The sequence below is a fragment of the Gordonia hydrophobica NBRC 16057 genome (genome assembly GCF_001592365.1).
Taxonomy (GTDB): domain Bacteria; phylum Actinomycetota; class Actinomycetes; order Mycobacteriales; family Mycobacteriaceae; genus Gordonia; species Gordonia hydrophobica.
The window spans coordinates 348,288-363,482 of sequence record NZ_BCWU01000004.1 but is presented as its reverse complement, the minus strand read 5'-3'; the positions used below and the strand labels follow the sequence as shown (position 1 = coordinate 363,482).

At 67.2% G+C, this 15,195-nt stretch carries 14 protein-coding genes; 2 read left to right on the top strand and 12 right to left on the bottom strand.

What is annotated here, in order from left to right; translation table 11 throughout:
• Positions 1–7 precede the first annotated feature (7 nt).
• The 6 genes from GH2_RS09485 to GH2_RS09460 form a co-directional block, all read right to left on the bottom strand.
• On the bottom strand, positions 8–1,255 hold the full coding sequence (locus GH2_RS09485) for an APC family permease (protein ID WP_066166639.1): 1,248 nt from the start codon (positions 1,253–1,255) through the stop codon (positions 8–10).
• 121 nt (positions 1,256–1,376) lie between these two features.
• Positions 1,377–1,988 (bottom strand): TetR/AcrR family transcriptional regulator, encoded by a 612-nt coding sequence (locus tag GH2_RS09480; protein ID WP_066166379.1) that lies wholly within the window; start codon positions 1,986–1,988, stop codon positions 1,377–1,379.
• 5 nt (positions 1,989–1,993) lie between these two features.
• Positions 1,994–2,671: an enoyl-CoA hydratase-related protein gene (locus tag GH2_RS09475; protein ID WP_439951462.1), complete on the bottom strand. Its 678-nt coding sequence runs from the start codon at positions 2,669–2,671 to the stop codon at positions 1,994–1,996.
• Positions 2,672–2,780: 109 nt separating this feature from the next.
• Positions 2,781–3,527, bottom strand: coding sequence for a CPBP family intramembrane glutamic endopeptidase (locus tag GH2_RS09470; RefSeq protein WP_239588591.1), 747 nt, complete (start codon positions 3,525–3,527; stop codon positions 2,781–2,783).
• 117 nt (positions 3,528–3,644) lie between these two features.
• Positions 3,645–5,054, bottom strand: a complete 1,410-nt coding sequence (locus tag GH2_RS09465) for an amidase (protein ID WP_066166375.1) — start codon at positions 5,052–5,054, stop codon at positions 3,645–3,647.
• Between the two features lie 5 nt (positions 5,055–5,059).
• Positions 5,060–6,292 carry an MFS transporter gene (locus GH2_RS09460; protein ID WP_084247406.1) on the bottom strand — a complete coding sequence of 411 codons (1,233 nt, stop codon included), beginning with the start codon at positions 6,290–6,292 and terminating at the stop codon, positions 5,060–5,062.
• Positions 6,293–6,356: 64 nt separating this feature from the next.
• Between GH2_RS09460 and GH2_RS09455 the strand changes: the two genes are divergently transcribed.
• Together GH2_RS09455 and nrdF are read left to right on the top strand one after the other, a co-directional pair.
• Positions 6,357–7,457: an Lrp/AsnC family transcriptional regulator gene (locus tag GH2_RS09455; RefSeq protein WP_066166372.1), complete on the top strand. Its 1,101-nt coding sequence runs from the start codon at positions 6,357–6,359 to the stop codon at positions 7,455–7,457.
• 162 nt (positions 7,458–7,619) lie between these two features.
• Positions 7,620–8,621: a class 1b ribonucleoside-diphosphate reductase subunit beta gene (gene nrdF / locus GH2_RS09450; RefSeq protein ID WP_066166370.1), complete on the top strand. Its 1,002-nt coding sequence runs from the start codon at positions 7,620–7,622 to the stop codon at positions 8,619–8,621.
• Positions 8,622–8,724: 103 nt separating this feature from the next.
• Here nrdF and GH2_RS09445 read toward each other — a convergent pair whose 3' ends face one another.
• The 6 genes from GH2_RS09445 to GH2_RS09420 all read right to left on the bottom strand — a co-directional run bounded on the left by GH2_RS09445 (position 8,725) and on the right by GH2_RS09420 (position 15,012).
• Entirely contained in the window at positions 8,725–9,402 is a 678-nt protein-coding gene (locus tag GH2_RS09445) for a DUF4873 domain-containing protein (protein WP_066166367.1), read from the bottom strand.
• On the bottom strand, positions 9,399–10,340 hold the full coding sequence (locus GH2_RS09440) for an AurF N-oxygenase family protein (RefSeq protein WP_084247404.1): 942 nt from the start codon (positions 10,338–10,340) through the stop codon (positions 9,399–9,401). Before GH2_RS09440 ends, GH2_RS09445 begins: the two co-directional genes overlap by 4 nt.
• 159 nt (positions 10,341–10,499) lie before the next feature.
• Positions 10,500–12,053 carry an AMP-binding protein gene (locus tag GH2_RS09435; protein WP_066166364.1) on the bottom strand — a complete coding sequence of 518 codons (1,554 nt, stop codon included), beginning with the start codon at positions 12,051–12,053 and terminating at the stop codon, positions 10,500–10,502.
• Between the two features lie 38 nt (positions 12,054–12,091).
• Positions 12,092–13,423: an MFS transporter gene (locus tag GH2_RS09430; RefSeq protein WP_066166361.1), complete on the bottom strand. Its 1,332-nt coding sequence runs from the start codon at positions 13,421–13,423 to the stop codon at positions 12,092–12,094.
• An 84-nt stretch (positions 13,424–13,507) separates the two neighbouring features.
• The gene (locus tag GH2_RS09425) at positions 13,508–14,281 is read right to left on the bottom strand and encodes an enoyl-CoA hydratase-related protein (protein WP_066166359.1); all 774 of its coding nucleotides are present in this window, start codon (positions 14,279–14,281) and stop codon (positions 13,508–13,510) included.
• A complete protein-coding gene (locus tag GH2_RS09420; protein ID WP_307825361.1) occupies positions 14,278–15,012 on the bottom strand; it encodes a nitroreductase in 735 nt (244 codons plus the stop codon). Before GH2_RS09420 ends, GH2_RS09425 begins: the two co-directional genes overlap by 4 nt.
• Positions 15,013–15,195: the final 183 nt, after the last annotated feature.

The window sequence follows — 15,195 nt, the reverse complement described above, 5'->3', positions numbered from 1 at the left end:
CGCCGGCTCATCGATTGGCGAGGTGCGTGCGAATGAGGAAGAGCACGGCGCCGACCGCGATCGCCGCCGCGCCTGCTGCGACGGACGCCCACGGCAGAGTGACGGCGAGAACGACGCAGCCGACGGCTCCGAGGACCGGAATCACGCGTGCGGGACGACCTTCGGACTCCGACAGGGTCCACGCGGAGGCGTTGGCGATGCAGTAATACGCGAGCACACCGAACGAGGAGAAGCCGATCGCCCCGCGGACATCGACGGTGGCGGCCAGGACGGCGACGATCACGCCGACGGCCAACTCGGCGCGATGCGGAACTCGATAGACCGGGTGCACCGACGCGAGCAGCGGTGGCAGGTGGCGGTCTCGGGCCATCGCCAGGCTGGTGCGGGAGACTCCGAGGATCAGCGACAGCAGCGAGCCCAGGGCTGCGATGGCACCGCCGAATCCGACGATCACCACGATGCCAGGGACTCCGCCGACCCTGGCGACATCGGTCAGCGGCGCGGTCGACGCAGCCATCTGCTGCGGGCCCAGCACCGCGAGCGCGGTCACGGCGACGACTCCGTAGACGACCAAGGTCACCGCCAGCGCGAGGGAGATGGCCCGGGGGATGGTGCGCTGCGGATCGCGGACCTCTTCTCCAAGGGTCGCGATCCGGGCGTAGCCCGCGAATGCGAAGAACAGCAGGCCCGCGGCCTGCAAGACCCCGTACGCGGAGACGTCGGCGGAGGGCATGAGCCGATCTGCGTGCAGCGCCCCGGTGCCTGCTGCGCAGATCACCACCGCGGCCAGCACCGCGAGCACAGCGGCGACGATCGCCCGGGTCGCCAGCGCTGACTTCTGGATGCCGCGGTAGTTCAGTGCGGTCAGGGCCACGACCGCGGCGACCCCGACCGCCCGTGCATGGTCCGGCCACGCATACGCGCCGACTGTCAGCGCCATCGCCGCACAGGACGCGGTCTTCCCGACCACGAACGCCCACCCTGCCAGATGGCCCCAGAACGGGCCCAGCCGCTCACGCCCATAGACGTAGGCGCCACCGGACTGCGGATACCTGGCTGCGAGCCGGGCCGAGGACACCGCGTTGCAGTACGCGATGACAGCGGCCACCGCCAACCCGATCAGCAATCCGGATCCCGCCGCGGCGGCTGCCGGTGCCAGCGCAGCGAAGATCCCCGCGCCGATCATCGATCCCAGGCCGACGACGACCGCGTCCCCGAGCCCTAACCGTCGCTGCAGCGCGGGCTGCTCCACCATCAGATTCCCAGTTCGCTCGGGTTCCCTCGAATGCTGATGACGGTAGTCGACATCGCCGGGTGCCACCGGCTGAGCGGTCGTGGACGACGGCATGGGCCACGGCGTCGTTGCGGTCGCGCGATCACGTCGCGGGCCGCGGCGGCGGGGCGGCGGCGATTCCGCGGACCGCCTGCTCGAGCACATGTCGCGCCACCGGGTCGGCGACGCCCTCGCCTCTCAACAGCAACGCTCCGGGCAGATCCACGACGCCGTGCCTGATCGCGGTCACGGCGGGGCGATCCGTGCGGTCCCACAGGGCAGCCGACAGTTGGACGGACAACTGCCCGAGTTCGCTGCGGAGACGGTCCAGCATGGTGCGGGAGGACTCGTCGAGTTCGGGGGTAAGCAGCTCGTCCCGATCGGCGGCGAGCAGGACGCGGGCGCCGTCGACGTCGTTCTCTGCGTAGGTCGCCGGCGCGAGGGCTGCTGCGACGAAGGCCGCCACCGGACCGTCCTCCGCCATCGCCGCGGTCACGTGCTCCTGCTGAAAGACGAGGAATTCGTGGGCGTCTCGCGCCCAGACGCGGGCGAGAACCCCGGCTCGCGAGCCGAAAGCATGGTAGACGGCGCCGTTCGAGGCGCCGGACGCCGTGCTCAGGGCGCGGATCGTGACGGCGGCGACGCCGCCGGTGAGCCACAGCGTCCGGGCGTGGTCGAGAAGATCGTCGACGTCGTACCGGCGGGGTCGTCCCACGCGGCCTACTTCGTGCCGCCGGTGCTGTCGCCGGTCAGCGCGTCGACGGCGTCGCCGAACAGGCGCGACTTGATGGTGCCGAGCGTCGTCCGGTCCTTACCCGCCAAGTCGCGAACGAACTCGGTCGCGGTCTCGAGAAGTCGGTCGAGCGGCGCCGACGCGTCGACGATGCCGATGGTCTCCGCGTCGACGCCGGAGTACCGGCGTCCGCTGGTCATCGACTGCTGTGCCGCGCGGGGAGCGAGTTTGGCCGTGATCAACGCCGACATCCCCGGCGTGAACGGGATGTTGATGTCGACCTCCGGGAAGCAGAAGAATCCGCGGTCGGCGCGCATGACCCGGTAGTCGTGCGCCATGGCCAGCATCGCGCCGGCGCCGAACGCGTGCCCGTTCACGGCGGCGACGGTCGGCACCGGCAACGTCAGGACGCGGGCGAACAGCGCCTGCACACGGTCGACGTAGGCCTGATGCTGTTCCGGGTGTGCGCCGAGCCACTCCAGGTCGAGCCCGTTCGAATAGAACTTGCCGTCGCCGGTCGTGATGAGGACGGCCGGCTCGGTCGACGCCTCCAACTCGTCGAGCGCGGATTCGACGGCGCCGAGCCAGTCGGGTGAGAAACGATTCTCATCGGCTCCGAGGTCGAGGGTCCAGATCGATCCGTCCCGCGAGATTGCCACCATGATGAACTCCTCAAGTCGTGCCCGGGCGCGATCCGTGCGCGCCGTTTCGTATACCCGTCGAAGAATAACAGAGCGTTGCTCTAAAAGATGCCGGCGAGGCGACGACGTCGGCTCATCCCAACTGCCATGCGAACGCCGCAGCCACCGCGCCGGCGCCGTTGGCCGCCCAGTGCAGTGCCAGGCAGGGGAGCAGGCTGCCGGTCTTCACCCGGAGCCAGCCGAAGACGATGCCCGACAGTCCGGTGAACGCGACGGCACCCAGGATGCCGAGAATCGTACCGACGGTGCCTGTGCCGACGGCACCGCTGAAACCCTCGTTGCTCGCGGTGAGTCCGAGCGACGACACCACGTGCCACAGTCCGAACAGCACGGCTTGGATCGCGACGGCGACGACCGTCGACCGACGCCGCAGGAGCGAGCCCAGAATGATGCCGCGGAACAGCAGTTCCTCGGGGATCACCGTCTGCAGGGGGATCAGGACGAACGCTGAGGTCAGGGCCCACGGCAGGGTGCGGTAGGCGTCGTTGTGAAACAGGTCGCGCAGTCGCGGGATCGCGAGGGCGACGGCGATCGCGGCCACCACCACGACGATGATCGTTGTCGCCCACCGGATTCCGCGGGCGTACGTACTCGGGCCGAGGCCGAAGTCGGCGGGTTTCAGGCCGGCGCCGAAGGCGAGGATCGTCGCGACGGCGGCCGTGATCGTGACGATCCAGCGGGACCACGTGAAATGGGTGAAGTGCATCGTCGCCTCGGCGGCGAACATCACCGCGATGAGCGCGATCAGCGTGTAGTAGTTGCGGACGCGCGACTGGACCAGACGGGCGCCCTCGAACGACGGACTGGGCACTGTGCGCATGGCGTTGTCCCTCCCCGTCGACGATGTGGTGCGAGTCTATCTGGACCGGGGCGGGCGAAACGGGTGATGGATCAGCGCCCTCACCGAGCGCTGATCCATCACCTGTTCACGACGGGTTCACAAGGCGGGCACGGCCTCGGAGAACAGCGCACCGCGTCGACGCTCCAATTCGGCGCCGAGTGAGAAGACGGTGTCGTCGTCGTACGGGTGGCCCACCAACTGGACGCCCGTCGGCATGCCGTTGGCGGCGAACCCGCTGGGGACGGCCAGCACCGGGCACCGATTGTTGACGTTGAAGGGCAGCGTCAGGAGACCTTCGCTCCAGTTGACGATCTTGTCGTCGATGGTAATGCCATCGATCATTGTGTCGCCCGCCGGAAAGCCGACGGCGGCCGTGGTGGGGCACACCAGGGCGTCGAAGCCGACCATCGTCGCACCCAGCGCCTGCTGGATCGCGTATTCGTTGCGCACGGCGTCGAACATCGACAGATGCTGTCGGCCGACGGTCGTCATGCGGACGTACTCCTGGGCGTAGTCGGACATGAGATCGATGCGATCGCCGACCGCGTGCGCCACCGACGCAGCCATCATCTGCGCGAAGTGCGCGATGATTCCGGCACGGAGTTCATCGATGTCCCAACCGATCCGGACCTCCTGCACGTCGGCGCCCGCGGCCGCGAGATCATCGATCACCCGGCGCGTGTTGGCGGCCACCTCAGGATCGACGGCGAACGCGTCCAGATCGGGCGAGAACGCGATCCGCATGCCCTTCACCGGCCGGCCCGCGTGGACCGTGACCTTCGGCAGGGACGCTTGATCGCAGCGATGCTGACCGGAGATCACGTTGGTCATCAGCAGTGCGTCGTCGACGGTGCGAGCGAGGGGGCCGTCGCCGCGGTAGTAGTCGAGGCTGGTCGCGCCTTGACCGGGGATGCGGCCGTACGGCGCCTTGTAGCCGACGGTGCCGGTGAAGGCCGCCGGGCCGCGGGTGGATCCGCCGATGTCGGAGGCGGTGGCCAAGGTGGTCAGCCCCGCGGCGAGCGCGGCGCCCGCGCCGCCCGACGAGCCGCCCGGCGACGAGTCGAGGTGCCACGGGTTGCGGGTGATTCCCCACTTGCGGGTGTGGGTATAGGTGGCGATGGAGAACTCGGGGGTCGCGGTCCGCGCGTGGATCACGGCGCCGGCGGCGAGAAGCCGATCGATGATCGGGTGGTTCTCGGTGGGCACCCAGCCGTCCCAGGCCAGTGAGCCCTCGGTGATGCGGTGCCCGGCGATGGCGTGCTTCTCCTTCGCGGCGACGGTGATGCCGTCGAGGGGAAGGGCGTCGCCGTCGCGGTAACGGCGTTCGGATTCGGCCGCTGCGGCGAGCGCGGCGCCGTCCATTCGCTCGATGAAGGCGCCGATCTTGTCGTCGACGGCGTCGGCGCGGCTCAACTGCGCGCGGACGACCTCGACGGGCGAGACCTCACGGCGTCGGTACAGGTCCAGGAGTTCGTGGGCGGATGCGTACAGCGGATCGAAGGACATGGTTCTCAGGCTTTCCCCGCGGTGACCGCGGTGGGTTCGGTGAAGAGGAGTTCGGGTGCGACTCGGCGGCGGAAGCCTTCGATGTCGCGGGGGAGGAACAGCGTCGTGACGATCGAGATGACACCGCCGACGGCGAGAGCGGCCCAGGCGGCGCTCCAACCGGAGCTGTCGACGATGGCTCCGAACAAGGTGGGGGCCACGACCCCGGCGACCATGCCGCCCATCAGGATCATCGCGGCGCCGACGCCGGAGAACGTCGGGGCGAGCGCTTTGAGGGGCACACTGAAGGCGCCGATGTACGCCGTGGCCGCCGCGGTGACGGTGATCGTTGCGACGATCACGAATCCGGCCACGCCCGGCACATGCGGGAGCACCAGGACGCCGATGGTGGCGATGGACATCCCGGGCACGATCAGCGGACGCGGGCGTCCGCCGATCCGGTCGGAGTAGCGGCCGGCGATGATGATCGACGCCGCGGCGCACAGTCCGGCGGGCAGAAGAAGGAGCGCCGAGGCCGACGCGGAGACGCCGAGCTCCTCCTGCAGATACGACGGTGCCCATGCGTTGGCGCCCCAGACGATGATGTCGTAGCCGAAGAACGCGATCGAGAACAGCCACATGGTCGGCGACCGGAGGAGCGCCTTCGTGGTCCGGCTGGGTGGCGTCGGGTCGGCCGGATACAGGGGCGCAGGCATCCGACGGGCGAAGGTGACCGTGATCGCAAGCCCGAGGACCGAGATCGCGATGAACATGCCGCGCCACCCGAGGAGGGGGATCAAGGCTGCGGCGATCACCATCGCGAGAACGATGCCGACCGCGTTGGAACTGTTGACCCAACCGTTCGCCGTCATCCGTTCCTCCGGCGTCGACCGTTCGGTGAGCAACTTCATCGCCGCGCTCGGAAACAGACCCTGTGCCAGACCGAACAGGATTCGAATGAGAATGAGTGCGCCGAACGACATCGCCGCCGCGGTGAGTCCGGTGAACACCGACCACGCGATCAAGCCGGCGACGGCCACGCGGACCGCGCCGAATCGGTCGGCGAGCAGTCCGCCCGGCAGCTGTGCCAAGGCGTAGGCGAGGAAGAATACCGAGACGACGAGCCCCAACTGGCCGTGGCCGAGCCCGAGATCGTCGCCGATCGCCGGGAGAGCCACACCGATCACGGTCCGATCGATGAAGTCGATGCACCATGCCGCGAACAGCAGGATCACGGTGGTGCGAGTGGTGGGGCGCATGGCGGCTCCATGGGTGAGGTGGATCAGGGATCCCCGTGAACGTGACCGCTGTCATACTCGGGGGATGGACGGAACTGTAGAGATCCCGGACCTGGAGATCGTCAGATCGCTCATTTTCGGCAATTCTGAAGTGAACTCGACGATTTCCGGTCAGGAAGTCCTGTCCGACGAGGACCAACTGTTGATCGGCGCGATCCAGGAGCGACCGCGTGCGTCGTGGCAGGACATCGCTCGCGCGGTCAACTCCAGCGCCAGCACCGTCGCGCGACGCTTCGAGAAATTGCGGGCGGACGGTCTGGCGTGGGTGACCGTCTATCCCGCCCGTCTCGTCGCGACCACCGGATACTGCTGGGTGTCGGTGTCGCCTGCCGCCCGCCGCGATGTCACCGTCCGGCTCGCAGCACACCCCGCGACGTTCTGGATCGAGGAGCTCGACGGCGATCGGGCCTTCTTCGTGGGCCTCGGGGCGTCGTCGTTGCGCAGGCTGACGCAGTTCGTCGGTGAGATCGCCGCGATGCCCGGCGTCACCGACACAGTCCTGCAGACCAGTCGGTCGGTGCTCCATGACGGCTCCCTGTGGTTCCCGCGACTCGCCGGGACCGCTGGGCCGCATGCGCCCGTGTGGCGCGCCGAGTTGCCGGAGTCGATCGCTCATCCGACGCCACAGGACCTGCGCATGTTCGACGCCCTGATGCGCGACGGTCGCGTCACCTACGTCGACCTGGCCGCGGCGGCGGGTGTCTCCGAGCGGACGGTGCGCCGCCGACTGCCGCAGATGTTCGACGGCGGACTCCTCAACTCCCGCTGCGATGTCAGTCGCGAGGCGCTCGGCATGCAGGCGGGCATCCTCCTCTCAGTTCGGTGGACGCCGAAATGGCGCGCGTTGATCGACGTGGCGACACGGATCTCCGGAGCGCGACTGGTGGCCGGCACCAGTGGCTCGGCGCCGTTCCTCCTGCACTTCTGGATCAAGACGGTGGGTGAGGGCGACCGGATCCTCGCCACCCTCCAGAACGCTGTCCCCGATCTGGAGGTGGAACGGATCGACTATGCGGTGCGGACCGTGAAGCGCTACAGCAGGTTCTTCGGGCCCGACGGGATCGCCACGGGCTTCACCGGAGACGTCGGCGGAACGTCGGTGTTCGAGGTGATGACCGGAGCCTGAGGGAGCCGGGCGCCCGCGCTACTGGGCGCCTCGTGCGACACGCCGAGTCGGACACGCCGGAGGCGGGCAGACACACGATGTAGTGCTCGCTCAGGGGGTCGGGCCCAAGCGGTAGGGTTGTAGCCGTTGCTTCAAGTTCAATCTCTTCTCACGTGGGGTGTCATGTCTGAGTTCGCTCACAGTCCTGCCGACGGTTCGCCGGTCAAGCTGATCAATCGGGTCTCGGCCATCAACTGGAACCGCCTCCAGGACGATAAGGACGCCGAAGTCTGGGACCGGCTGACCGGTAACTTCTGGCTGCCCGAGAAGGTCCCGGTGTCCAACGACATCCAGTCGTGGGGGACCCTGACCGAGTACGAGAAGACGCTGACGATGCGGGTCTTCACGGGCCTCACCCTGCTCGACACGATTCAGGGCACCGTGGGCGCCATCTCCCTGATCCCCGACGCGATCACCCCGCACGAAGAGGCGGTGTACACCAACATCGCGTTCATGGAGTCGGTCCACGCCAAGAGCTATAGCCAGATCTTCTCGACGCTGTGCTCCAGCAAGGAGATCGACGAGGCCTTCCGGTGGTCGGAGGAGAACGAATACCTCCAGCGCAAGGCGCGCATCATCATGGACTACTACCGTGGTGACGACCCGCTCAAGCGCAAGGTCGCGTCGACGATCCTCGAATCGTTCCTCTTCTACTCCGGCTTCTACCTGCCGATGTACTGGAGTTCGCGAGCCAAGCTCACCAACACCGCCGACATGATCCGATTGATCATCCGCGACGAGGCCGTCCACGGCTACTACATCGGCTACAAGTACCAGCGTGGGCTGGAAGTCGAGACCGCAGAGCGGCGCCAGGAGCTCAAGGACTACACCTTCGACCTGCTGTACGAGCTCTACGACAACGAGTCCGACTACACCGAGGCCCTCTACGACGAGGTCGGTCTGACCGAGGACGTCAAGAAGTTCCTGCGGTACAACGCCAACAAGGCGTTGATGAACCTGGGCTACGAAGCGCTGTTCCCGAAGGACGAGACCGACGTCAACCCGGCCATCCTGTCGGCCCTGTCGCCGAACGCCGATGAGAACCACGACTTCTTCTCGGGGTCGGGCAGCTCGTACGTCATCGGCAAGGCCGTCAACACCGAAGACGACGACTGGGACTTCTGAGTCGACGGGGGATCTGAGTCGACGGGCGATCTCGATACACCACTTGCTCGCTCCGCTCGCAGGTGGCACTCGATCAGCGTAGAAAAGCTGCGTTCGACCAGCGTCACCAGGGTGGGGCGCCCACCCCGGTCATTCGCACGGTTCCCCACGGGGTCACCTCGGCGAACTTCGCGGGCACGGGATCACCGTCGGCGACGGTGACGGTCACCGACGTCGTGCCGCCGTGCTTTCGTTCTGCGGCGCGGTCGCTGTACAGCATGCCGACCCAGTGGAAGCGACCGTCGTTGCCGTCGACGACGCCCCGTGCCCGCAACCGCGCGGTGAATGCCTCGTCACCTGCGGAGACGGTCACGTCGTCGTCGAAGGACTCGACGTCGATCGACTCGTCGGTGAGCCAGTCGTAGTCGACGGGATCGAACCGCGTGCCGCGTCGCAGCATTCGCCGTGCGAGACGCTGCCACGAGGACTCCAGGCCGAGGACCGGCGCCTCGGGATCGTCCTGCACCGTCCGGCGCACCCGGACCCCGCGCGCATCGGCCAGGTGCGCCTCGGTCAGCGCGGCGACGATGTAATCGACAGTCGCGTCGTTGCAGAAGAATCGGTTCGGCGCATCGGCGGCGGCGACGCCGAGGTGATTCGGAACCGGTGCGGCCTCGTCGGTCACCACCAGATCCGCGAGACCGGCGTCGTCGACCAGCCGGAACGGCAGCGGGGAGTCGTCGAGCAGGCGGCGTACCCGCTCGATGGTCGACGACGTGCCGACCAGTGCGATCGTCGTCATTGCAGGAACCCCGATCGCCGCCACATCCGTTCGGCGAACGGGCCCATCAGGCCGTTCTTGGTGAGGAAGGTGGCGAGCGGCTCGAACGACATGATCTGGGATTCGTGGAAGTTCGGATTGCTGCGGGCGATCATCGCCATGCGGGCCGGATCGTCGAAGCCGGCGCGCCGATACATCTCGGGATTGGTGAACAGGAGCCGGAAGATCGGTGCCGCCAGCCCGTGGAGGTTGGCCGAGGCGACGGTCTCGAACCGGGACCGGATCGGTCCGCGGCGGACGATGGCGTCGCGTGCGAAGCCGATGTGACGTGCTTCTTCAGTGACGTGGACGGTCATGACGCGCGCCACCATGGGCTGCAGTTCGGGATCGTTCCGGATCTCCCGCTGCAGCGCGTCGAAGAGTTCTTCACCGACCAGCGTGATCACCCACATCAGGGTTCCGCGCATCACCAGTGGCAACGCGTGCATGACGGCGCGTTGCCAGCGGCGCATGGTGTAGGCGCGGGCTCCGGATCGCTCGATGGTCTTGCCGAACATGGTCATGTGGCGGCATTCGTCGCCCATTTCGGTGAGCGAGTAGTGCGTCGTCGCCGCGGCCGGGTCCGTGCGCATCAGGCGATTCAGCAGGGCTCGGTTGAGAAGGTTCTCGAACCAGATGCCGACCGAGAGGATGTTCGCCATCTCCTGACGGGACAGTTCGATCCGCTGCTCCTGGGTCATCGACTCCCAGACGTCGGTGCCGTAGAGCGAGACCACCTGCGGTGGCAGAAAGTACTTGCCCTCGGCGAGCGGGGCGTCGAAGTCGATGTCGATGACGGGATCGTACGAGCGGTTCGCCGAACTCTTGAGCAGGCGGCGAGCGGTGGTGGCTCGGGCGTCGCGTTCTTCGCGCCGGGCGTTCGCGTCCAGAGCGCGATTGTCGTGGGCGGCGGTGGTCATGACGATCCTCCTTGATGCGGCCGATGAGGTGACTACAGTCACTGTATCAGTGAATACTGAGACAATGAGTGATGTAAAGATAATCGACGGGTCGCGGAGTGAAATGATCGATCCCCGGACGTGGGCCGTCCAGGGATCGATCAGGTCGTGGGCTTCGAGTTATGACGTGGGCACGCTCGAGCCCTCGCTGTATCGGTCGCGGAGCAGACGCTTGTACAGCTTGCCGGTGGCGTGTCTCGGCAACTCGTCCTCGAAGTCGATCCGTCGAGGACACTTGAACTTGGCGAGCCGGTCGCGGAGATAGTCGAGCAGCTCTGCGGCCAACGCGTCGTCGCCGACCTCGCCGGGGGCGGGGGCGACCACCGCGTGCACCACCTGCCCGAGCTCTGGATCGGGGATTCCGAAGACCGCGACATCGGCGACCTTCGGGTGCATCGCCAGGATGTCCTCGGATTCGCGCGGGTAGACGTTGACGCCTCCGGACAGGATCAGATCGGCACGTCGATCCGACAGGTACACGTAGCCGTCCTCATCCACGTAGCCCAGGTCGCCGACCGTCGACCAGCCCTGTGCGTTCCTGGTCGACGCGGTCTTCTCGGGGTCGTTCAGGTAGGCGAAGTCCATGCCGCCCTCCGACCAGAGGGTGCCGATCTCGCCGGGAGGCAGTGGTTGTCCGGTCTCGTCGAGGACGTGGGGCGTGCCCAACTGCGCCCGACCGACGGAGCCGGGACGATCGAGCCACTCGTGGGAGTCGAGGGTGGTGAACAGATAGTTCTCCGTGGACGAGTAGAACTCGTCGATGATCGGCCCGAGCCACTCGATCATCGCGCGCTTGGTGTCCGCCGGACAGGGCGCGGCCGAATGGATGACGGTCGTCAGCGACGACACCTCGAACGCCTGCCGTTGTGCGTCGGGGAGCTTGAGCATCCGAATGAACATCGTCGGGACCATCTGCGTATGCGTGACGCGGTACCGCTCGATCAGTTCCAGCGCGGCGACGGCATCGAACCGCTCCATGATCACCGCCGTTCCGCCGTGACGGTGGACCGTCATGATGAAGCGGAGCGGTGCCGCGTGGTACATCGGCGCCGGCGACAGGTAGATGCTGTCATTGTCGAGTCCCCAACGCTGATGCAGCAGATCGGAGACTCCGGGAGCGGTCCCGAGCGGCGGGAGTGTCAGCGATGCGGCCACGCCCTTCGGTCGGCCGGTCGTTCCGGACGAGTAGAGCAGGTCGACGCCCTCTCGCTCGTCCGGCTCCACTCCGGCGGGCGTCGACGCGAGCGCGGACGACAGACTCTCGAAGTCCGGATCGTCCACGTCGTCGACGACGAACACGGACTCGACCGAATCCAGACCCACGCTCGCCTGCCTCACCACGTCGGCCATACGAGCGCTGGTGAACAGCATCCGGGCGCCGGAATCGGCGAGGATGTACCTCACCTCGTCCGGAAGCAGCTTGGTCGACACCGCCACATAGCGCAGGCCGCTTCGCTGCGCGGCCCACGCCACCTTGGGCAGCGCGAGATGGTTCTCGATGAGGATCGCGACGCAGTCACCGTGGCGCAGACCGCGGGACCACAGCAGGCGCGCGATCCGGCGAGACGCGTCGACCAGCTCGCGGTAGGTGACGGCGACGCCCGAACCCGCCATGACGTAGGCGGGCTTGTCCGGTGTCGCCTGCGCGTAAGTGTCCGGGAAGGGAAGAGTCATTGAGTGCTCCTTAAAGACGGCGGTGACGATCGATGGACTCACGCGGCGGACGGTGTCCGGGCCTGACGGAGATGCAGGGCGTACAGCGAGGCCAGAGCGATGACCGCGAGCAGCGTCAGGACGGGGCCGATGCGCCAGATGTTGTCCACCTGCCCGTTGATCACCGCGACCATGACCATGGGCGACATGCCGCCGACGATGGCCGCGAACTGATAACCGAGAGTCGCGCCCGAGTAGCGGAGTTCAGCGGGGAAGATCTCCGCGAACAACGCGGGCTGAGGACCGGTCTGGAACGCCATGGCGACGCACGACATGATGAGGGCGACGGCCAACGGCCAGGTGGTCCCCGGGCCGGCGTGCGCGATGAGCAGCCACATCGGGATCGCCCACACGCCCATCAGGGCGATGCCGATTCCGTAGATCAGTTTGCGACCGTACTTATCAGACAGGTGCGCTGACAGCGGGCCGAGCGGAATCAACACGGCCGCGCTGACCAAGACGATCCAGAGGGTGTCGGAACGACTCATCCCGAGATTGGTCGTCGCAACCTGGATCGAACCGGTGATCGTCAGGTAGAACATCGCGATGCCGATCAGGTACGTGCCTGCGGCGAGCGCCACCGTGCTGAAGTTGTGGCGGAGCACCTGGATGACCGGGGATCGACGCGGCGTGTTCACCGCCATCTTGGCCTCGACGCGTTGGAACTCCGGAGTCTCCTCGAGATACCGATGAATGCCCATCGCCACCAGGACGATGACGGCGCTGATCCAGAACGGGATGCGCCAGCCCCACGCCATGAACGCGTCGGGCGACGTGAGCCACGTGAGCACCAGGAAGATGCCGTTGCCGAGGATCAGGCCGATGGGGATGCCGAGTTGGGGGAAACTCCCGTAGAACCCGCGTCGGTGAGGCGGCGCGTACTCGGTCGCCAGCAGGACGGCGCCGCCCCATTGCCCGCCCACGGCGAGGCCCTGGGTGATGCGGAGGATCACGAGCAGCGTCGGCGCGAGCCACACGGTCGAGGTCTCCGGAACGAAGCCGATGAGCACCGTCGCCAGCCCCATGAGGAGGGTCGATGCGACGAGCACGGGCTTGCGGCCCACCTTGTCGCCGAAATGACCGGCCACCACGCCGCCGATCGGACGGGCGATGAACCCGACCGCGACGGTGGCGAAGGAACTGACCGCGGCGACGACTTCGCTGTCGGTGGCGAAGTACGTCTCGTTGAACACGAGCGCTGCGGCGGTGCCGTAGATGTAGAAGTCGTACCACTCGAGTGAGGTGGCGAGTGCGGCCGCGATGCCTGCTTTCCGCGCGGTTCGCTCGTCGCTGGTCGAGGCCGGTGTTTCGAGTGTCGGAGGGGAAACCATGGAATCGTCCTTCTGGTCCTGGCTGCGAAGATCGTAGCGACTGTGATGATCGGGATGGGAGTTGAATGTCGGGGGAGGGTTCGGCTACTGCCCGAACCAGCGCGGTCGCCGCTTCTCCAAGAACGCGCGGACGCCCTCCTGGAGATCGCGGGAGGCGCGCACTTCGGCGTCGGCGACGGCCGTCAGCTCCCAGCCGAGCGCGTCGGACCGGTGAACATAGGCGTCGCACGCCTGCAGGGAGGCTTGGACGGCGAGCGGCGCATTGCCTGCGATGCAGTCGGCCATCGCCAGTGCCGCGCGTTCGGCGTCGCCGTCGTCGACCGTCTCGTTGACCAGTCCGTACTGGAGCGCGCGGTCGGCAGAGATGGATTGTCCGGTCAGCAACAGCTGCCGAGCGATGTTGAGCGGTACGCCGCGATGAGCGCGAAAGAGTGCGCCGCAGTTGGCGACGACACCGTGCGTCACCTCGGGCAGCCCGAACTGAGCCGTGCGACCGCTCACGATCAGGTCGCACGCCAAAGCCATCTCGAACCCGCCGCCGAGAGCGAAGCCTTCGACGGCCGCGATGAGAGGCTTGCGCCGACGCCGTCCGACGACTCCGTAGCCGCCGCCGCGTGCGGTGGGCTGCCCGGGACCGGAGGCCAGATCGGTGCCCGCGCTGAAGTGGTCCGGACCGCCGCTCAAGACGCCGCAGCGCAGGTCGGGATCGTCCTCCAGAAGATTCAGCGCGGCGTCGAGTTCGGTCGTCATCGACGCATCGACCGCGTTCTTCTTCGCCGGACGATCCATCCGGATCAGCAGGACGTGCTCGAGTCGGCAGGTATGGACGCGCGCGGTCGAGAGATCAGTCGTCGTCATCGATCGATCCAGTCGACGACGTCGTCGATGTCCGCGCGCGAAGTGCGGTATCCGTTCACCGGGTGCAGCGAGTCGGCGTAGCCGAACGAGATGCCGCAGACGATCTTCCGGTCGTCGCTCAGGCCCAGTTCGGTCCGGAGCACGTCGGGGTACGCGGCCAGCGCAGCTTGCGCGATGGTGGCGACGCCGTGCGTCGTGGCCGCGAGGAGAAAGGTGCTCACGTAGGCGCCGCAGTCGACGGCGCCATAGGGGCCGAGTTGTTCGTCGACGTGGAGGACCGCGACGTGCGGCGCACCGAAGAACCGGTAGTTCTCCAACATCTGTGCGCGCTGGCGCTCCTTCTCTCCGCGCTCGATCGCCACCGCGTTGTACAGCTGAAAACCGCTCTCGCGACGACGGTCACGATGAACGCCCCGGTATTCCGCGGGAAACGGGAAGTCGGTCGAGGTCGGCTCATGCTCAGCCGCATGGGCGTAGAGCGCGTTCCGGAGGCGTTCGGTCCCGTCGCGGCGCGTCACGGCGACCTGCCAGGACTGACTGTTGCACCACGACGCCGTGCGCTGCGCCATCGTGAGGATGGCGCGGATGGTCTCGTCCGGCACCGATTCGTGCGTGAAGGCGCGGCAGCTGGTCCGGGCGATCAGTGCGTCGCCGACGACCTGGGCGGCGTGGCGCGGCACCGTCGCCTCCGGATGGGTGAGGGGAATCGAGATCGATTCGTCTATGGACACGAATTTCCTTTCGGTTCGCAGCAGACTATCTAGCGCTCGTTATAGAGATACCCGTCACTGTGGCGTGCGTCAACCATTGTCTTTATCTAGCGCTCGTTATACGAAGGTGGTAGTCGTTGACGTGGGCCGACACGATCTCGCAGGGTCGCGTCGTCCGCGATCGCACCGGGACGTGGCCCGGCG

Bases quoted from the DNA above. Each gene is read 5' to 3' on its own strand.
- GH2_RS09485 (WP_066166639.1), bottom strand. From the start codon at position 1,255: ATGGTGGAGCAGCCCGCGCTGCAGCGACGGTTAGGGCTCGGGGACGCG.
- GH2_RS09470 (WP_239588591.1), bottom strand. From the start codon at position 3,527: ATGCGCACAGTGCCCAGTCCGTCGTTCGAGGGCGCCCGTCTGGTCCAG.
- GH2_RS09465 (WP_066166375.1), bottom strand. From the start codon at position 5,054: ATGTCCTTCGATCCGCTGTACGCATCCGCCCACGAACTCCTGGACCTG.
- GH2_RS09460 (WP_084247406.1), bottom strand. From the start codon at position 6,292: ATGCGCCCCACCACTCGCACCACCGTGATCCTGCTGTTCGCGGCATGG.
- GH2_RS09455 (WP_066166372.1), top strand. From the start codon at position 6,357: ATGGACGGAACTGTAGAGATCCCGGACCTGGAGATCGTCAGATCGCTC.
- nrdF (WP_066166370.1), top strand. From the start codon at position 7,620: ATGTCTGAGTTCGCTCACAGTCCTGCCGACGGTTCGCCGGTCAAGCTG.
- GH2_RS09445 (WP_066166367.1), bottom strand. From the start codon at position 9,402: ATGACGACGATCGCACTGGTCGGCACGTCGTCGACCATCGAGCGGGTA.
- GH2_RS09440 (WP_084247404.1), bottom strand. From the start codon at position 10,340: ATGACCACCGCCGCCCACGACAATCGCGCTCTGGACGCGAACGCCCGG.
- GH2_RS09435 (WP_066166364.1), bottom strand. From the start codon at position 12,053: ATGACTCTTCCCTTCCCGGACACTTACGCGCAGGCGACACCGGACAAG.
- GH2_RS09430 (WP_066166361.1), bottom strand. From the start codon at position 13,423: ATGGTTTCCCCTCCGACACTCGAAACACCGGCCTCGACCAGCGACGAG.
- GH2_RS09425 (WP_066166359.1), bottom strand. From the start codon at position 14,281: ATGACGACGACTGATCTCTCGACCGCGCGCGTCCATACCTGCCGACTC.